This window comes from Candidatus Njordibacter sp. Uisw_039 (assembly GCF_047730075.1).
Lineage (GTDB): Bacteria > Pseudomonadota > Gammaproteobacteria > Pseudomonadales > Balneatricaceae > Njordibacter.
The window spans coordinates 377,400-395,551 of sequence record NZ_CP159831.1; the positions used below are offsets into that span (position 1 = coordinate 377,400).

Here is an 18,152-nt window from a genome sequence, read left to right on the forward strand (position 1 = left end):
TTCACGACTCCTGCACCATTAAGCGGGTAAGGACCCCAAGGTAGACTTGTGTCAGATCCTCTAAATCACTCACCTTTACGCATTCGTTCAGTTTGTGAATAGTGCCATTACAAGGCCCTAGTTCAACCACTTGAGCACCCGTTGGCGCTATAAAGCGACCATCTGAGGTGCCGCCAGCTGTAGACAGTTCGGTGACAGTACCAGTGGTGGCTTTAATAGCATCACGACAGGCATCTACCAATGCACCTGAATTCGTTAAGAAGGGCAGACCGTTGTAGGTCCACACAATGTCATAATCTACCCTATGGTTATTCAGAATGGTTTCTAACTTAGCTGTTAACTCATCTGCGGTAAGTTCAGTGGAGTAACGGAAGTTGCACATCACTTCTACATGGCCAGGTACTACGTTAGATGCACCAGTACCGCCATTAATATTGGCAATTTGAAAGCTAGTTGGAGGGAAAGATTCATTGCCATCATCCCATTGAGTAGACGCTAGCTCAGCTAACGCTGGTGCAACTTTATGAATAGGATTAACTACTAAGTGCGGATAGGCTACATGGCCTTGAATGCCCTTGGCGGTAATAGTGGCGGTTAACGAACCACGGCGACCATTCTTAATGACGTCACCTAAAGTGCTGGTAGAGGAAGGTTCACCAACAATGCACCAATCTATTTTTTCGTTACGGGCCTCCAAAGTGTCGATCACACGGGTTGTACCATCAACAAAGGGGCCTTCTTCGTCGCTGGTGATGAGTAGCGCCAAGCTGCCACGGTGATTAGGGTGTAAGGCGACAAACTCTTCAAGGGCAACAACCCATGACGCTAAACTGCCTTTCATATCCGCAGCACCACGGCCGTAGAGGAAACCGTCTTTAAGGGTGGGCTTAAACGGGGGGGTGTGCCATTGATTCACTGGGCCACTGGGCACTACATCCGTATGGCCAGCAAAGGCAAGTACCGGCTTGTCTGTGCCGCGGCGGGCCCAAAAGTTATCCACGTCGCCAAAGGGCATACGCTCAACGTTAAAACCAATGGCTTGAAGGCGAGCTATCATTAATTCTTGGCAGCCCTTATCCTCGGGTGTGACTGAGGCGCGAGCCATAAGATCTTGGGCTAAAGCGATAGTAGGTGACAGAGACATGGGTTGAGCCATCTTAGTTGTTACTGTGTAAGTCGGCATTAAGTTCTACGGCGGTGCGGTTAGGCTTCACTTCAATGCGACCATTGAGTGAGTTACGACGGAACAAAAGGTCTGGTTTACCGGCGAGGGTTGCAGCTTTAACCGTATCCACCAATTCATTGTTGATATCCAATAAGGCGACCTTTGAACCACCAGTGATGTACAAACCGGCTTCAATAATGCAGCGGTCGCCAATCGGAATGCCCATGCCAGCATTAGCACCGATAAGGCTATCCTCACCCACTGAGTTAACGATCTTACCACCACCGGATAGCGTACCCATGGTAGAACAACCACCGCCTAAGTCGCTGTTATGGCCTACGGTAACGCCTGCTGAAATACGTCCTTCAATCATACCGTGGCCCAAAGTACCTGCGTTAAAGTTAATAAACCCTTCGTGCATCACTGTGGTGCCTTCCGCCACGTGGGCGCCTAAACGTACACGAGAAGCGTCGCCTATACGAATACCTTTTGGTACGGCGTAATCTGCCATACGAGGAAACTTGTCGACGGCGTTAACGTGTAACCATTCACCACGTAAACGGGCATCCATTTGGTGTTGAGTTAAATCGTCAATGGCGATAGCACCTTCGTTAGTCCAGGCCACGTTAGGCAAAAGGCCAAAAATACCGTTAAGGTCCATCGAGTTAGGTTGCTTAAGGCCGGTAGATAGCAACTGTAGTTTGAGGTACACCTCGGGCGTACTTTGTGGGCCAGTATCATTCTCTAGTAAAGTAATGACCAAGGGCTGGCCACTATCGGCCGCCTGAGTTAACCATTTGGACTGGTCTGCCTCACCTGCAATAGTGCAAGCTTCAGCAAGTTGACTGGCTTGCTTAGCGTTAATTTGTAGGGCGTGATTACCGGTAGCTAAATGGCTGCCTAAGACGCCCGTAATGGCGGTAACTAAATCAGTACTAGGGTTTAAAACAGGCTGTGGGTAAAAAACCTCTAACCAATCTCCTTGGCTAGACTGGCTGCCAACACCAAAGGCAAAACTAAAATGGCTCATGGAACTCTCCAATAAATAATGTGTAAAACTTATAGTTTAAAAATAGTGGCGTATTGGCCGGCTTTAAAACCCACAAAGACCTGAATTTGTTGCCCATCTTGCTGACGTTGTATTACAAGCAGAGGTCGTTTTATCATGCTAGGTTGCTCTGAGAGAAGCACACAAACAGTAGTCTCATTGCAAGCGTCCTGTTGTTCTTCTGACAGCTTGCGCCATGTGGTGCCGCGTTTATTAAGCAACTCTTCCCAACCCACTTGGTACGACCAGCTTTGAAGCTCTATAGCGCTGGGGGGATGTTGTTTGTAGTCCCGAAAACTAAACTCAATGCCTGCATCAGTGAGCCATTTTTTGGCTTTTTTAATGGTGTCGCAATTACTGATGCCATGCATATGTACTTGAGTCACAGGAGTTTCCGTAGAGTTTGTAGAAGGGGCGTGTTGTGACCCTAAAAACCAAGACCAGATAATATCAGAAGTACGGGTGTGTTTGCTATTTAGAGGTTTAAAATTATGTCATGTGAGCCTTATTCATCCAAGGCGCTGCAAATATTATTTTCGAGGGTTTTCAGCAGGCTTTCGTCAATAATGCGCTCGCCATTGCTTAGGGTAATAAAGAACACGTCTTCCACACGGCCCCCAATAGATTGGATCTTGGCTTTTTGTAGGCTAATACCCAAACGCATAAATACTAAGCCCACTTTGGCTAATAAGCCAGGCCTATCAGCACTAGATAATTCTAATCGGGTCCAGCTACGGCCTTTGGGGTTGCTTAAACTAACGATGGAGGACTGGTTAAAAAGTTTATGGATTCTAGGTTGGCGTTGTTGGACGATATAGGCAAAGTCGTCGGGGTACTGCAATGCTTGGGTAAGGCGTTGTTGCAGTTTTTCCAATAGTGCGGGAGTTTGGTTTATGGTGTTGCCATCAGTGTCCAGCACCACAAAGGTGTCCATACTGTAACCATCTTCTGTGGTAATGATGCGCGCATCTTGGATGTCTAGGTGAAGCTGGCCAAGGATGGCACAAAGGGCAGCAAATAAGTTGGCCTTGTCTTGGGTGTAAACGAACACCTGGGTGCCACCTTCAAACGCGCTATATGAGGTTTCGCTAAGAGCCACCAAAGGTCCTGCGATCTGGTGGTTTAAAATAGTACGAGTATGCCAAGCAATGGTTTTGGCGTTCTCTCGGATAAAGTAGTCATCGCCCAAATTCTTCCATAAGCGCATTACCGAGGCAGGATTAAACCGCTGTTCTTGCAACAACTTACGGGCATCGGTTTGGCTTTGTTCAATAAGTGCGTGGTGATCTACCGGTACATCTAGGCCTAAACGCAGCACTCGATTGGTGGCGGTATAAAGTTGGCGTAATAGGGATGCACGCCAGCTGTTCCAAAGTGCTGGATTGGTTGCGTTGATATCGCAAACTGTGAGCACATAAAGGTAATCTAGATGTAATTCATCACCCATTTTGGAGGCAAATTCATGGATGATATCGGGGTTGCCAATGTCACGTTTCTGAGCTGTCATAGACATGAGTAAGTGATGACGTACTAACCAGCTAACCAGCTCCGTGTCCCACTTTCCTAATTGATGCTGCTTGCAAAATTGCCGCACTTCCTCAGCCCCAACTACTGAGTGATCACGGCCACTACCTTTGCCAATGTCATGGTAAAGGCCGGCAATGTACAGTAACTCAATCTTGGGTAGTTTATGTACTAAACGACCCGCCACGGGGAAACGCTTCTGCTCTCTTGGTAGCAGCAGTTCGCGCATTTTTTTCACCACTTTCATAGTGTGAGCGTCAACAGTGTAGATGTGATACAAATCGTGCTGCATACGCCCCACAATCTTGTGAAAGCTGGGAAGGTAATCCCCTAGCACACCTTGGCGCTGCATCTCTAATAAAGTGTGAGACATACGTTCGGGAGAGCGAAGTAGCTCCATAAAAAGGCTATTCACCCGAATATCACGGCGATACTTGTCGTCAATTAAGTGACGATGAGCTTGAATCAATCGTTTGCACTCGGCTCCAATGGTTTGGCATTTGGGGTGTTGAGCTAATATGACAAAGGCTTCCATGATGGCAAATGGCTGGCGTAAAAACACGCTCGGATAACAGGCCTGCAAACGACCATTGCGGAGTTCAAAGCGTCGATTGATGGACACAACTAGATCTTCATCATGTGCATGTAAGATCGCTTGGTCGAACAGTTGAAGTAAGGTTTGGTTAAGCTCTGCTAAGTGCATGACTGTGCGGTAATAACGATGCATAAACTGCTCAACAGCCAGTTCATCGTCATTATCCTCATACCCAAAAAAAGCAGCTAATTTACGTTGATGGTCAAATAGTAATCGATCTTCTGGTCGTTTGGTGATCAAATGAAGTGCGTAACGAATAGTCCAAAGGTAATTAGTACCCGCTTTAAGGGTGTCTAACTCATTTTGGTTAAGGTAGCTGTGTCCAGAAAGTTGTGCCATATAGCGCAGGCCAAAATGTCGTTTGCCAATCCAGCCAATAGTTTGAATATCACGCAAGCCACCAGAAGAGTTTTTAATGTTGGGCTCGAGGTTATATTCTGTGTCGTTAGTGCGTAAGTGCCGTTGTTGTTGGGTTTTAATGCGAGCTTTGTAAAAGGCTTCATTACTCCACGCTTGTTCAGAAATAACCCAATCAAATACTTTCCGGCGTAAGCCAGCTTTGCCTATGATGGTGTGGGATTCAAGTAGGCTGGTGGCAATGGTGATATCACCTTTGGCCTGCTCGTAGCAATCGTTTAGGGTGCGCACACTGGAGCCAATTTGCAGGCCTAGATTCCAAATAAAAGTAATAAATTCCTGGGTGCAACTGTGCCAGCAGGATTCATCAAGATCGTTACCTAACAGAATAAGTAAATCGATGTCTGATTGCGGGTGTAATTCACCGCGCCCATAACCACCCACGGCTACCAGTGCAGCTTCATCTGGCCAGGAGTATTGCTGCCACGCTATGCAAAGAATCTGATCCACTAACCATGCACGGGCATGGATAAGCTCGTAAATCCGTGTTTCTTTATGCTCATTGAATAAGTCGTCGAGCTGGGTTTGCCCCGTGTGTAAGGCTGCTTTTAATACTTTGGCAGCGGGGAGGCTGGCAAGCTGTAGCTGTAGCTGCTCGTAATCAATAAGTTGGTCTTGCAGGGACTTGCTAACCAAAGACACTGTTAGGCCATTTCTTCTTTACGAATGGTAAGGTTTTCATAGCAGTCGGCAGTTACCAAGATAGTGTGTTCAAACTGAGCAGATAAACGCTTGTCCACGGTGGTTACCGTCCATCCATCATTCTTATTAAGTTTAACGTGACGTTTGCCGGCATTAAGCATAGGTTCAATAGTAAAGATCATGCCTTCTTTGAGTTCAACGCCTGTGTTTGGCCTGCCGTAATGAAGTACCTGTGGGTCTTCGTGGAAGCCTACACCAATGCCGTGGCCACAATACTCTTGTACAATAGAATAATGGTTAGCCTCGGCATGTGCTTGAATTACATGTCCGATGTCACCTAGGCGGGCACCTGGTTTTACCAACGCTATACCTTTATAAAGGCATTCCTGAGTAATGGTGACTAAACGTTCAGCGTGGGGCGCAATTGTGCCAACGGCAAACATGCGGCTGGTATCACCATGATAACCATCTTTAATAACGGTGATATCAATATTAACTAGGTCACCTTGTTTAAGGGGCTTATCATTAGGAATGCCATGGCACACTACCTGATTAACTGAGGTGCAAATAGACTTAGGAAAGCCGTGGTAATTTAATGGAGCAGGGATAGCTTCTTGCACATCAATAATATAGTCATGGCAAATTTGATTAAGCTTATTGGTGGTCACTCCCACTTGCACGTGTTCGTGGATCATCTCCAATACTTCCGCTGCCAAGCGGCCAGCGATACGCATCTTTTCAATTTCAGCGGCGTCTTTAATCAATATGCTCATGTATTTCTCGATGCTTTTTTATACTGGAAAGGCTATCTGTATAGTAAACCAAATTTTGAGTAATTATATCAGACATAGTTGAGCCCATGGCTTTGAAGTAAGATTTTTATATCCTTGCCGCGAGTATTGATGCCTGTGATCACAAAAGCATATATCATACGCCAGAAGAGTAATTGGCTGGTGAAATAAGTAGCCAACTGAAGCATGAGTTGTTTGATGGCTTTGCAATACGCCATGGCTAGATGCAGTAATCAGTTATCTAGCGAGTTGATTATCCACTAGAGGGTCATTAAGCCATTGATGTCCCCGATTACTTTTGATATTTTCTGATAGTTATGGTATAAATTGCGCGCCCAAATTCGTTCTGGGCTCTTTATAACAAAAAGGGCTGTGTATTTGGAGCTTAACTATAACGTCACACATAAACCGGCACATGGTTCTGGGTGTTGGAGGTCTGCTTTAAGGCTTCTGATCGAACTATGGTTCTAGCTTTTCTTTTAATAAAGTATAAGCAAGACGAGGGTTTATGGAGGCCTAACCCGTACAAAGGAAAGTAAAATGACTAAAGTAAGTATGCGCGACCTGCTTAAAGCTGGCGCCCACTTCGGCCACCAAACACGTTACTGGAACCCAAAAATGGGCCAGTATATCTTTGGCGCTCGTAACAAGATCCATATCATCAACCTAGACCAAACCTTGCCAGCGTTGAACGAAGCTCTTGCGATCGTTGAAAACATGGCTTCCAACAAGAACAAAGTATTGTTCGTTGGCACTAAGCGTGCGGCAGGTAAGTTGATTAAAGAACACGCTAGTCGTGTTGGTATGCCTTACGTTAACCATCGTTGGTTGGGTGGCATGTTAACTAACTACAAGACTATTCGTCAGTCAATCAACCGTTTCCGTACTTTAGAAACTCAGTTCAGCGACGGTACTTCTGAGCAGTTGACTAAGAAAGAAGCGTTGATGCGTCAACGTGAAATGGAAAAGCTTGAGCGCGCAATCGGCGGTATCAAGGACATGGGTGGTCTTCCAGACGCATTGTTCGTGGTAGACGTTGAGCATGAGCGCATTGCGATCAACGAAGCTAACAAACTGGGCATCCCTGTTATCGGTATTGTTGATACCAACAGCAACCCAGACGGCATTGATTACGTAATCCCTGCTAATGACGACGCTTTACGTGCTATCGAAATCTACGTTTCTGCCATGGCTGATGCTTGTGCATCTGGCAAAGACGATGGCACATCTGTTGCTGGCGAGTTCGTAGAAGTTGCTGAAGAAGAAGCAGAATCAGCAGTAGTAGCTGCAGCCGCTGAATAAGCCTAAACCTTTGGTTTAGCTAGGCGAGTATAATAAAGGGAGCTTGGCTCCCTTTTTTTAAAGACGTCCTGTGTGACGTTGAGAACCCAATTTGAGGATTTCCTAATGGCTGCTATCTCTGCATCTATGGTTAAAGAACTGCGCGAGCGCACCGGCTTGGGCATGATGGATTGTAAAAAAGCACTTGTTGCTGCTGAAGGTGACATTGAGCAGGCAATTGAAGATTTGCGCAAGTCTAGTGGCATGAAAGCTGCAAAGAAAGCGGGTCGTATTGCTGCTGAAGGTGTTGTGTTTGCAAAAGTTGCCGATGATAATTCTTTTGGCGTGCTGGTTGAAGTGAACTCAGAAACAGACTTTGCTGCTCGTGACGAAGGCTTCCTTGCGTTTGTTACTAAGGTTACTGATGCAGCGTTTGCTGCTAAGCAAGATGACATGGCTGCGTTGATGGAAGGCGAATTGTCTGACGCCCGTGAGGCGTTGGTACAAAAGATTGGCGAAAACATTACTCCTCGTCGTATCGTTATGCTTGAAGCTGCTAATGTTGGTGCTTACGTCCACAGCAACAGCAAAATTGCTACTTTGATTGCATTGACTGCGGGTGACCGTGAACTGGCTAAAGACATCGCCATGCACGTGACAGCCATTAACCCGCGTGTAGTTAGCCGTGATGATATGACAGCTGAGGAAGTAGAAAAAGAAAAGGACATCATCAAGGCCCAGCCTGATATGGCCGGCAAGCCAGATGCGATCGTTGACAAGATGATGATGGGTCGTATTAACAAGTTCTTGGCTGAAAACAGTTTAACTGAGCAACCATTTGTTAAGAATCCAGATCAAAAAATCAGTGATTTGTTAAAAGCTGCTGATGCCTCTGTTACTGCCTTCAATCGTTTAGAAGTAGGTGAAGGTATTGAAGTAGAGGAAGTGGATTTTGCTGCTGAAGTAGCACAGCAGCTAAAGGGTTAAGTCTTATTAGTCTCCATGAAGCGTCGCCATGGTGGATGAGTCCACTGTGGTGGCGTTTTTTTTTGACTGAAGTTGAGCGCATAACTTGCCCTTGAGCTGTTAATACGTCACTATCTTATTGTTTTGTCAGGGCTATATCTTTGTAGTAATAATATAGCGCCTGCACACTAACGTTTTGGAGAATATAAATGCCAATTTCTGATAAGCGGCAACCTCGCTATAAGCGGATTTTGCTCAAACTCAGCGGCGAAGCACTGATGGGGAGTGAAAATTTTGGTATTGACCCCAAGGTTTTAGATCGTATGGCCCTAGAGGTTGGCCAGTTGGTAGGCATTGGCGTACAAGTGGGTTTAGTGATTGGTGGGGGTAACTTATTTCGTGGTGCGGCCCTCAGTGAAGCCGGCATGGATCGTGTAACTGGCGACCACATGGGCATGTTAGCTACGGTGATGAATGCTTTGGCTATGCGAGACGCCCTAGAGCGTTCTAATATAACCACCCGAGTGATGTCTGCTATACCAATGAGTGGTGTGGTAGATCATTATGACCGTCGTAATGCCATGTTGTATTTGTCGCAGGGTAATGTGGTGATTTTTTCTGCCGGTACTGGCAACCCATTTTTCACCACAGATTCAGCGGCCTCATTACGCGGCATAGAAATTGAAGCTGACGTGGTGCTTAAAGCGACTAAAGTTGATGGTGTTTATGATTCTGATCCAGTTAAAAATCCACATGCAGTGAAGTATGAATACATCACCTTTGATGAAGCTATAGAAAAGCAATTAGGCATTATGGATCTTACAGCCATGTGTTTGTGTCGTGACCAAGAGATGCCAGTGCGAGTATTTAATATGAATAAACCAGGGGCTTTAGTCAATTTAGTGGTTGGTGGCCATGAAGGCACCTTGGTGAATGTGACATTGCCTAAGGGCGGAGAATAGAATGATTAATGATATCCAGCAAGATGCCAATGGGCGCATGGACAAGAGCATTGCAGCCCTAAGTGAAGCTTTTAAACGCATCCGCACTGGCCGAGCTCATCCAAGTATCCTGGACAGCGTAATGGTGTCTTATTATGGCAGTGATACGCCTCTTAACCAGTTGGCTAACATCTCTGTTGAAGATGGTCGATGTTTAGCGGTATCTCCGTGGGAGAAGCCTATGGTGCCAGAGATAGAGAAAGCCATCATGAAGGCTAATTTGGGACTAAATCCATCTACCTCTGGTGATTTAATTCGAGTGCCTATGCCATCGCTCACGGAAGAAACCCGCAAGAGTTTTATTCGTGGTGCCCGGGAAGAAGCCGAAAAAGCCCGCGTGTCCGTCCGCAGTATTCGCCGTGACGCGAATAGCGATATCAAAGACCTTTTGAAAGATAAAGATATTTCAGAAGATGATGCGCGCCGTGGCGAAGACATGGTGCAAAAGGTTACTGATGCGCACGTTGCAACTATCGAAGCGGCTTTAGTAACGAAAGAAAAGGATTTGATGGAGGTTTAACCTACATCATTATTTCTGATAAGGCCTAGATTAAGGATTAATGCATGACTGACCCGCGCCAAGCCATTCTGGCCCGCAAACTAGGAGCACTGCCTGAGCATGTCGCCATTATCATGGATGGTAATAATCGCTGGGCCAAAAGCCACAGCCTATCTGGTGTAGCGGGCCATAAGGCTGGCGTTGATGCAGTACGGGCGGTAATTGAAACGGCCGTGCATTATAAAATCCCTGCGCTTACTCTATTTGCGTTTAGTAGTGAAAATTGGCGTCGGCCACCCCTCGAAGTCAAAGCGTTGATGGACCTATTTGCCTACGTATTAAAGCTCGAAGTGAATAAGCTACATGACAATAATATTCGGTTGCGCATCATTGGTGATACATCTGGCTTGAGTCCTGAGTTACAAAAGTTGATAGTGGCTGCTGAAGGAAAAACATTTGCTAATACTGGGTTGCAGTTGAGTATTGCGGCCAACTACGGCGGCCGATGGGATATTCTTGAAGCGGCCAAAAAAATGGCTATAGATCTCGCGGAAAACGGCACCCCCCCGGAATCTATAAGTGAAGATGATTTTGGCAAATTTCTGTGTCTAGGGGACTTGCCTGCAGTTGATTTATGCATACGCACTAGTGGAGAGCAGCGTATAAGCAATTTTTTATTGTGGCAAATGGCCTATGCAGAATTAGTATTTGTAGATGCGCTTTGGCCAGAATTTAAACATCAAAAAATGGTGGATACATTAGCTCAGTTTGGTCAAAGACAAAGGAGATTTGGCCAAACTAGTGCGCAATCAATAGAATAAGAATCAAGTGTTTAACCACGGAGTGGTTGGCCTCTTTAATAAAATGTAAAATAATAATATGTTGAAATCTAGAATTGCTACAGCTTTGGTGATCGCGCCACTTACTTTAGCGGCTGTATTTTTTCTACCCCCACAAGCCTTTGCTTTGATTATGGCTCTTATCGTGCTTATGGCTGCATGGGAATGGACAGCAATGATGCGCCTTGTGAGCCGAAGCGCGCGGACGGTTTATATGTTGTCCGTGCTCTTCGCTATTGTGGTTGCCCAAAAAGTCCTACCTTACTATGAGCAAATTATATTTGCCGTAGCTGCTCTGTGGTGGTTAGCAGCAACAGTGTTGGTGATGCTTTACCCCAGAGCCTGTGCCCTTTGGTGTGGGCGCGTGAGCAAAGGCATTGTTGGCTTTTTGGTGCTGGTACCTACCTGGGCTGCAATGGTATATATCCGTGAGCTGGATCAGGGTCCTTGGTTAATCGTGTATATGTTTCTGATGGTATGGGGCGCAGACACCGGGGCTTACTTTGCTGGCAAACGATTCGGTAAGCGCAAACTCATGCCTCATGTAAGCCCTGCAAAGTCTTGGGCGGGTATTGGTGGCGCTGCTCTTGCCGTACTCTTGGTATCTATGATCACTCAACAGTACCTTCATTTTTCCCAAAACCTTTCCTTTGGTATCTATATATTGGCTTTAGTACTGTTATTTGTTTCTGTTGTAGGAGACTTAACGGAAAGCATGTTTAAGCGCCAGTGTGGTATTAAGGATAGTGGCTCAATACTACCAGGACACGGAGGTATAATGGATCGTATTGATAGTTTAACGGCCGCCGCCCCAGTCTTTGCTTTGTGTCTTATTTTGTTTGGTACATAAGGAAATGATGGCGTAATGGTAATGACCATCTTAACCACCCTATTTGCCCTAGCAGTACTTGTTACTGTCCATGAAGCTGGCCATTACTTTGTGGCTCGCTGGTGTGGGGTAAAAGTATTACGTTTTTCTGTAGGTTTTGGACGACCTATTTTTCGCATACTAGGTAAAGATGGTACGGAATACGTGTTCGCTTGGCTGCCTTTAGGGGGCTATGTGCGTATGTTGGACTCGCGCAACGATGAGATGGGCACTAAAGACCTAAGTGCGGCCTTTGATCAGCAGTCTCCTTGGATACGAATTGCTATAGTTGCTGCAGGTCCTTTGGTTAACCTGCTGTTCGCCGCATTACTCTACACTGTGGTGCAGATTTCTGGCACATCCCAGTTGATTCCTGTGGCCGTGGCGGTGGACAAAAATATTGCTGGATTCGAATCACCACAACAGATTCTAGCCATTGATGGTCACAAGACCCCCACATGGGAAGCGGTGAATATCGCCCTTGCAAAGCGTATAGGTGAAACGACAACCATAGACTTTTTGTTACAGGGACTCGATGAGCGGTTGCTACAAGATCAAGCAATAGCACCAAATAAGCTTGATGCTTTGCCGGCTATAGGTGTTCCGGTAGAGCGTAATTTCGCAGTGACACGGTGGATGTCGGCGTCTATACAATCTAGCCCCATGGCTCAACTGGGCTTGCAGCCTTGGCGCCCCAACGTACCAATCACACTTGACCATATCGTCCCTAAAGGGTCAGCAGAAATAGCTGGGTTACAGGTTGGTGACAAAATAGTGGCTATTAATCAACAGCCTATGGCAGGCTACAATGAGTTTGTCGCCTTTGTTCAAGGCCATGCAGATATGGAGGTTAGCGTCACCCTTGAACGGCATTCCCAAAGCTTAGAGATTCCCGTGCAGTTAGGGTCTTATACCAATGAATTAGGTGGTCGCATTGGTCTTATTGGTATAGGTGTGGCGTCTATTTCGTGGCCTCAATCTATACAGTTTCAACAACAATTGGGTTTGGTTGCTGGTTTGGTTGCTGGTGGTCAGCAGGCCTTGGAAATGGCGAAGTTGACGTTAAGATTTTTAGGCCGAATGGTGCAAGGTTTAGTGTCTATTGAACATTTAAGTGGCCCCATTAGCATTGCTAAAATCGCTGGGGCTTCGGCAGAATCTGGTGTGATTGCCTACATTAGCTTTATGGCATACTTAAGCGTCAGCCTTGGAGTGTTAAATCTATTGCCGGTTCCTATGCTGGATGGCGGGCATTTGTTATATTACCTTGTAGAAGTAGTTACAGGACGCAAAGTGCCTGAACGTATTCAGGCCATCGGTTTACGTATTGGTATGGCATTAGTGTTTAGCATCATGATTATAGCCGTGGCTAATGACTTGATGCGTCTTTAATCTCATTTTAGGTTAGTCAAATATGAAACAAATTATTTTAGCTGTTTTGTTAAGTTGCACATTGGCAGTGTCGCAAATGGCCACGGCCGCGAGCTTCATTATTGAAGACATTCATATAGAAGGCTTGCAGCGGCTTACATCAAGCCAGGCTTTCGCGCAGTTACCCCTAAAAATAGGCGATGAAGCCGACGAACGTAGCTTGGCTTACGCCACGCGAAGTATGTTTAAAAGTGGTTACTTTGAAGATATTCATCTAGAGCAAGAAGGCAATCTATTGTTGGTTATCGTGCAAGAGCGCCCAGCCATCGGTTTTATTAGCCTAGAGGGTAATAAAATTCTTAAAACAGAAGACCTTCGTTCTGCTTTAAAAGCAGCTGGTCTAAAGGAAGGTGAAATTTTTAAACGTGCCACTTTGGCGCAGATAGAGCTAGAGTTAGAACGACAATACAATCGCCTGGGGCGATACTCTGTGTTAGTAGAATCTGTGGTAACTGATTTGGACGAAAATCGTGTCTCAATTGATGTGAAAGTTAATGAAGGGGTCACTTCTTCCATTAGCCACATTAATATAATTGGCAATGACAGTTATACCGACGCCCAACTTGCAGATTTAATGAGCCTGAAAACGCCTGGGTTTTGGACCTTGTTTACTAAAGATGATCAGTATTCCAGAGAAAAGCTCACGGCAGACCTAGAAAATATACGATCCTATTACTTAAACAAAGGCTATGTTCTGTTTAATATTGAATCAACACAAGTGGCTATTTCTGCTAACAAAACTGAAGTGTTTATTACCATCAACTTAGTGGAAGGCACACAGTTTAATATTGGTAAGATAAGTATTGCTGGCCAATACAGTCTAGAAGAGGCGGATATATGGGCTCTTGTTGACGCCCCTGCAGGCCAAGTTTTTTCTCGGCAAAACTTTGTCAATGCAGCTGCGAACGTACAGCAATTGTTTGGAGACAATGGGTTTGCCTTTGCAGAAGTGCAGCCAGTTCCCCTAGTTAACGAAGCGCAAAAAACTGTTGATGTGCAGTACCAAATTAGATCGGGTAAACGAACCTATGTTCGCCGCATAGACTTCCGTGGCAACACCCGCACCGGTGATGATGTATTGCGACGTGAGATGCGCCAAATGGAAGGTACAGTGGCGTCTATGGCAGACATTACCACATCAAAATTACGCCTTCAGCGTTTAGGTTACTTCACCGAGGTGGCCGTAGAGACAACACTAGTGGACGGCACTGATGACCAACTGGATGTGGAATTTAACGTAGAAGAAGGGCTTACCGCTGATTGGTCTTTAATGTTTGGTTATAGTGATGGCGACGGTGCTTTTTGGGGTGGTTCGGTCAATCAAAATAACTTCTTAGGTACTGGTAATAAGATGGAAGCGTCTTTTACTTCCAGTTCAAGCACTGATCAATATCGATTCAGCTATCTTAACCCCTATTATACTGTTGATGGTGTGAGTCGTGGTATTGATTTGTATTATACCAAACGAGATTATTCCAAGGTTGATGTGAGTGATTTTGCCACCGATACCGTTGGTGCCGGCATGCGCTTTGGCTATCCTATTAACGACTACACTCGGTTAGACTTTAAAATGGGTTATGAACGTATGGACCTAAAGTTAGGCTCTTCTCCTGCCACAGAAGCTGCAACCTTTGTAGCCGCAGAAGGACAGAAGTACAAGCAGTTTAAAACCTCAGTAAACTGGAATAACAATACCCTGAATGACTTTTGGTACCCAACCACAGGCAGCACTCATGGCGTTAACTTAGATTTAACTTTACCTAATAGTGACCTCAGCTTCTATCAATTGAGCTATGATTACCGTAATTTCGTGCCCCTTAACTACAACGAATCTTTAGTTTTCTCTACGGGTGCGCGGGTAGGACTATTAGGTGCTTATGGCTCCACCACCATAGCGCCGTTTTTTGCCAACTATTACAGTGGTGGCTTTGGCAGTGTGCGTGGTTTTGCCAATAATTCTTTGGGGCCTAAAAATTCCAATAATGTGCCATTGGGTGGCCAATTAATTACTACGGCTTCTGCAGAGTTAATTTTCCCGTTGTTCAGCGATATGCCCTCGGTGCGCACTTCACTGTTTACTGATATAGGTAACGTGTATACATCTGGCGAATTTACTGCGGGAGAACTAAGAGTTTCTGGTGGTCTTAACCTTGCATGGTTGACCCCTGTGGGGCCCTTAACCTTAGTTGTAGCTAATCCGTTAAGGCAAAAAACTGGCGATAAAACGCAATCAACGCACATTACGTTAGGCAGCCCTTTCTAGCCTAAACTCACAAGGAATTATTATGAATAAAGTGAAGATAATGATCGCAGCTGCAGCCTTTGCCGTTACTTTAAGTACACCGCAATTGGCAATAGCAAACGTCATTGTTGTGCTTAAAGTTGAAAAGGCAATTTTTGCTACGGAAAAAGCCATTGCTTTGGGACAAAATTTGTCTGCTCAACTCAAGCCTCAAACTACGCGCTTCGACGCTATGGGCCAGGAATTACAAGCGTTGAAACAGCGCCTTGAGGCTGATAAAGACATCATGAGTAGTGATGAAGTGCAGAAACTGCAAACAGTAATTCAGGCCCTGAGCGTCGATTACCGAAAGCTTAAGCAATACCTATCCAAGGCCAAACTGCAGGTAGAACAAGAATTTTTGGCCAACATGCGCCCAGTTTTAGATAAGGTGTTGCGCCAGTTGATTGAAGAAAATGATATCTCTTTAATTATTAACGGCCAGTCTGCGATTTATAACGCTGCTGGAATTGATATTACCTCTAAGGTAGTTGAGTTGTTGAATTTGGAGCCGTAATTGCGTCACTTAACCTTAGGCGCCATAGCTGAGCTCATTGGTGCGAAATTAGAAGGTGACGCAAGCTACCCTGTCACCGGTCTGGCTACATTGGCTTCTGCATTGCCACATCAAGTGAGCTTTTTGGCAAATATGAAATATGCTAGCCAGCTAGATTCTAGCCAAGCTGGTGCGGTGGTTTTGCATGCTGATCAAGCTAAACTATTTGCTGGACACTGTTTACTGTTAGATAATCCTTATTTGGGTTATGCAAAATTGTCACAGCAGTTTGCTCCAACATCTGATTTTAGTGGTATTGATAAAAGTGCAGAAGTTCATCCTACGGCCACCATTGGTAGTGCTGTTAATCTAGCGTCTGGTACCGTAATTGGCCCTTATGTCACACTAGGTGATACTGTTTCTATTGGCCCTAATAGTGTTGTGGGTGCTCATTCCAGTATTGGTAATGGCACCAATGTTGCAGCCAATGTGACTTTGTACCATGATGTTAAAGTGGGTGCTTGTTGTACTATTCATAGTGGTGCTGTTATCGGCGCAGATGGTTTTGGGTTTGCAAAAGATGGCCCAGATTGGGTTAAAATAGCCCAGCTAGGTGGCGTCATTATCGGTGATCATGTTGAAGTTGGCGCGGGCACAAGTATAGATCGCGGGGCTTTAGATAACACTATTATAGGCTATGGTGTTAAGCTGGATAACCAAGTACAGATTGCCCATAATGTAGAACTAGGCGACTATACTGCCATTGCGGGGTGTACCGCCATCGCAGGCAGCACTAAACTGGGTAAGCATTGTACCATTGCAGGGGCCTGCGGCATTACTGGGCATCTAACCTTAGGTGATGGCGTGCATGTTACAGCCATGTCTTTAGTGACGCACTCTATTAGCGAGCCTGGGGCATACTCATCGGGCACGGGCTTAGACAATAATCAAAAATGGCGGCGTAACGCGGCGCGGTTTAAACAGCTTGACCAGATGGCTAAGCGCCTTAAGCAACTAGAATTAGAAATGGCTCGGCTTCAAAACTGATCAATATCGAAAAGTACTACATAAGGAAAGTGCCAACATGGTTATGGATGTTAAAGAAATTAGAGAGTACTTACCCCATCGATACCCGTTTTTATTAGTCGATCGGGTCACAGAACTCAATTTAGGTGACTCCATCGTGGCTTACAAAAATGTAACAATCAACGAACCCTTCTTTAATGGACACTTTCCAGATCACCCAGTGATGCCAGGTGTTTTGATTATCGAAGCCATGGCCCAAGCTGCCGGTATTCTTGGTTTTAAGACCATGAATAAAACCCCACAAGATGGATCTATCTATTATTTTGTTGGTTCTGATAAGTTACGTTTTAAGCGCCCAGTGGTGCCTGGAGATAAGCTCCTGCTAGAGGCTTCTATTATGTCTGAAAAGCGTGGTATCTGGAAGTTTGATTGCAGTGCAAGTGTTGACGGCCAATTGGCTGCTTCTGCTACTATCTTATGCGCAGATAGGAAGGTTTAGTGCCCCAACCATTAATTCATGGGACTGCAATTATTGATCCCAGCGCCGTCATTGCCGCAGATGTGGAAATTGGTCCATATAGCATTGTGGGCGCTAATGTTGAACTAGGAGCGGGCACTAAGCTTGAACCCCATGTGGTGGTTAAAGGGCCAACGAGCATCGGGCGTAACAATCATATTTTCCAATTCAGTTCCGTGGGTGAAGCCTGCCAGGATATGAAATACAATGGCGAACCTACCCGCTTGGAAATTGGCGACCACAACGTCATACGCGAAGGTTGCACCTTGCACCGCGGCACAATTCAAGATGCTGGTGTGACCAAAATTGGCAACCATAATTTATTAATGGCCAATGTTCACGTGGCCCATGACTGTGTATTGGGCGACCATGTTATTGTGGCTAATAATGTTGCCTTGGCAGGCCACGTGCGTGTGGCTGATTATGCTATTTTGGGTGGTTTTACTGCCGTGCATCAATTTTGCCATATTGGCACCCATTGTATGACTGGAGCGGGCAGTGTAGTTTTGAAAGACATTCCAGCCTTTGTAATGGCCAATGGCAATTCTGTTTCTCCTCATGGCATGAATACCCAAGGTTTAAAACGCCGGGGCTTTAGTGAAGAAGCCATTAAAGTTTTGCGCCAAGCTTATAAAATCATCTTCCGCCAAGGGTTAACCTTAGACACGGCTATCACGCGTCTTCAGGATATGTCTGTAGGTGATGATGAACTGTCAGTTTTAATTGCTTCTTTGAAAAATTCTAGCCGCGGCATCATTCGCTAGC

Annotated in this window: 17 protein-coding genes; 12 read left to right on the forward strand and 5 right to left on the reverse strand. The window is 45.5% G+C overall.

What is annotated here, in order from left to right:
- Nucleotide 1: 1 nt before the first annotated feature.
- From dapE to map, 5 genes are all read right to left on the reverse strand, one after another.
- On the reverse strand, nt 2-1,144 hold the full coding sequence (dapE, locus tag ABXT70_RS01800) for a succinyl-diaminopimelate desuccinylase (protein ID WP_443641474.1): 1,143 nt from the start codon (nt 1,142-1,144) through the stop codon (nt 2-4).
- Nucleotides 1,145-1,157: 13 nt separating this feature from the next.
- Nucleotides 1,158-2,195 carry a 2,3,4,5-tetrahydropyridine-2,6-dicarboxylate N-succinyltransferase gene (gene dapD / locus ABXT70_RS01805; RefSeq protein ID WP_443641475.1) on the reverse strand — a complete coding sequence of 346 codons (1,038 nt, stop codon included), beginning with the start codon at nt 2,193-2,195 and terminating at the stop codon, nt 1,158-1,160.
- Between the two features lie 29 nt (nt 2,196-2,224).
- Entirely contained in the window at nt 2,225-2,599 is a 375-nt protein-coding gene (locus tag ABXT70_RS01810) for a Spx/MgsR family RNA polymerase-binding regulatory protein (protein ID WP_443641476.1), read from the reverse strand.
- A gap of 119 nt (nt 2,600-2,718) precedes the next feature.
- Nucleotides 2,719-5,391 carry a [protein-PII] uridylyltransferase gene (gene glnD, locus ABXT70_RS01815; protein WP_443641477.1) on the reverse strand — a complete coding sequence of 891 codons (2,673 nt, stop codon included), beginning with the start codon at nt 5,389-5,391 and terminating at the stop codon, nt 2,719-2,721.
- Between the two features lie 2 nt (nt 5,392-5,393).
- Entirely contained in the window at nt 5,394-6,164 is a 771-nt protein-coding gene (gene map / locus ABXT70_RS01820) for a type I methionyl aminopeptidase (protein ID WP_443641478.1), read from the reverse strand.
- A gap of 558 nt (nt 6,165-6,722) precedes the next feature.
- On the opposite strand from map, the gene rpsB reads away from it, so the two are divergent.
- The 12 genes from rpsB to lpxA all read left to right on the forward strand — a co-directional run bounded on the left by rpsB (nt 6,723) and on the right by lpxA (nt 18,151).
- On the forward strand, nt 6,723-7,484 hold the full coding sequence (rpsB, locus tag ABXT70_RS01825; protein WP_443641479.1) for a 30S ribosomal protein S2: 762 nt from the start codon (nt 6,723-6,725) through the stop codon (nt 7,482-7,484).
- Between the two features lie 105 nt (nt 7,485-7,589).
- On the forward strand, nt 7,590-8,450 hold the full coding sequence (gene tsf / locus ABXT70_RS01830; protein WP_443641480.1) for a translation elongation factor Ts: 861 nt from the start codon (nt 7,590-7,592) through the stop codon (nt 8,448-8,450).
- Nucleotides 8,451-8,638: 188 nt separating this feature from the next.
- Nucleotides 8,639-9,391 carry a UMP kinase gene (gene pyrH, locus ABXT70_RS01835; protein WP_443641481.1) on the forward strand — a complete coding sequence of 251 codons (753 nt, stop codon included), beginning with the start codon at nt 8,639-8,641 and terminating at the stop codon, nt 9,389-9,391.
- A gap of 1 nt (nt 9,392) precedes the next feature.
- On the forward strand, nt 9,393-9,950 hold the full coding sequence (gene frr / locus ABXT70_RS01840; RefSeq protein WP_443641482.1) for a ribosome recycling factor: 558 nt from the start codon (nt 9,393-9,395) through the stop codon (nt 9,948-9,950).
- Nucleotides 9,951-9,994: 44 nt separating this feature from the next.
- Nucleotides 9,995-10,750 carry a polyprenyl diphosphate synthase gene (gene uppS, locus ABXT70_RS01845; protein ID WP_443641483.1) on the forward strand — a complete coding sequence of 252 codons (756 nt, stop codon included), beginning with the start codon at nt 9,995-9,997 and terminating at the stop codon, nt 10,748-10,750.
- 58 nt (nt 10,751-10,808) lie between these two features.
- Entirely contained in the window at nt 10,809-11,618 is an 810-nt protein-coding gene (locus ABXT70_RS01850; protein ID WP_443641484.1) for a phosphatidate cytidylyltransferase, read from the forward strand.
- Between the two features lie 21 nt (nt 11,619-11,639).
- Nucleotides 11,640-13,028 (forward strand): RIP metalloprotease RseP, encoded by a 1,389-nt coding sequence (gene rseP / locus ABXT70_RS01855; RefSeq protein ID WP_443641485.1) that lies wholly within the window; start codon nt 11,640-11,642, stop codon nt 13,026-13,028.
- Nucleotides 13,029-13,050: 22 nt separating this feature from the next.
- Nucleotides 13,051-15,330 carry an outer membrane protein assembly factor BamA gene (gene bamA, locus ABXT70_RS01860; protein ID WP_443641486.1) on the forward strand — a complete coding sequence of 760 codons (2,280 nt, stop codon included), beginning with the start codon at nt 13,051-13,053 and terminating at the stop codon, nt 15,328-15,330.
- Between the two features lie 22 nt (nt 15,331-15,352).
- On the forward strand, nt 15,353-15,865 hold the full coding sequence (locus ABXT70_RS01865; RefSeq protein ID WP_443641487.1) for an OmpH family outer membrane protein: 513 nt from the start codon (nt 15,353-15,355) through the stop codon (nt 15,863-15,865).
- Entirely contained in the window at nt 15,866-16,891 is a 1,026-nt protein-coding gene (gene lpxD / locus ABXT70_RS01870; protein WP_443641488.1) for a UDP-3-O-(3-hydroxymyristoyl)glucosamine N-acyltransferase, read from the forward strand.
- 37 nt (nt 16,892-16,928) lie between these two features.
- Nucleotides 16,929-17,369: a 3-hydroxyacyl-ACP dehydratase FabZ gene (fabZ, locus tag ABXT70_RS01875; RefSeq protein ID WP_443641489.1), complete on the forward strand. Its 441-nt coding sequence runs from the start codon at nt 16,929-16,931 to the stop codon at nt 17,367-17,369.
- Nucleotides 17,369-18,151 carry an acyl-ACP--UDP-N-acetylglucosamine O-acyltransferase gene (gene lpxA, locus ABXT70_RS01880; RefSeq protein WP_443641490.1) on the forward strand — a complete coding sequence of 261 codons (783 nt, stop codon included), beginning with the start codon at nt 17,369-17,371 and terminating at the stop codon, nt 18,149-18,151. Before fabZ ends, lpxA begins: the two co-directional genes overlap by 1 nt.
- Nucleotide 18,152 lies beyond the last annotated feature (1 nt).

Excerpts from the sequence above, each read along its gene's own strand:
- pyrH (WP_443641481.1), top strand. The coding sequence starts at position 8,639 with ATGCCAATTTCTGATAAGCGGCAACCTCGCTATAAGCGGATTTTGCTC.
- rseP (WP_443641485.1), top strand. The coding sequence starts at position 11,640 with ATGACCATCTTAACCACCCTATTTGCCCTAGCAGTACTTGTTACTGTC.
- uppS (WP_443641483.1), top strand. The coding sequence starts at position 9,995 with ATGACTGACCCGCGCCAAGCCATTCTGGCCCGCAAACTAGGAGCACTG.
- dapD (WP_443641475.1), bottom strand. The coding sequence starts at position 2,195 with ATGAGCCATTTTAGTTTTGCCTTTGGTGTTGGCAGCCAGTCTAGCCAA.
- rpsB (WP_443641479.1), top strand. The coding sequence starts at position 6,723 with ATGACTAAAGTAAGTATGCGCGACCTGCTTAAAGCTGGCGCCCACTTC.
- dapE (WP_443641474.1), bottom strand. The coding sequence starts at position 1,144 with ATGTCTCTGTCACCTACTATCGCTTTAGCCCAAGATCTTATGGCTCGC.
- map (WP_443641478.1), bottom strand. The coding sequence starts at position 6,164 with ATGAGCATATTGATTAAAGACGCCGCTGAAATTGAAAAGATGCGTATC.
- fabZ (WP_443641489.1), top strand. The coding sequence starts at position 16,929 with ATGGTTATGGATGTTAAAGAAATTAGAGAGTACTTACCCCATCGATAC.
- frr (WP_443641482.1), top strand. The coding sequence starts at position 9,393 with ATGATTAATGATATCCAGCAAGATGCCAATGGGCGCATGGACAAGAGC.
- tsf (WP_443641480.1), top strand. The coding sequence starts at position 7,590 with ATGGCTGCTATCTCTGCATCTATGGTTAAAGAACTGCGCGAGCGCACC.
- bamA (WP_443641486.1), top strand. The coding sequence starts at position 13,051 with ATGAAACAAATTATTTTAGCTGTTTTGTTAAGTTGCACATTGGCAGTG.
- ABXT70_RS01865 (WP_443641487.1), top strand. The coding sequence starts at position 15,353 with ATGAATAAAGTGAAGATAATGATCGCAGCTGCAGCCTTTGCCGTTACT.
- ABXT70_RS01850 (WP_443641484.1), top strand. The coding sequence starts at position 10,809 with ATGTTGAAATCTAGAATTGCTACAGCTTTGGTGATCGCGCCACTTACT.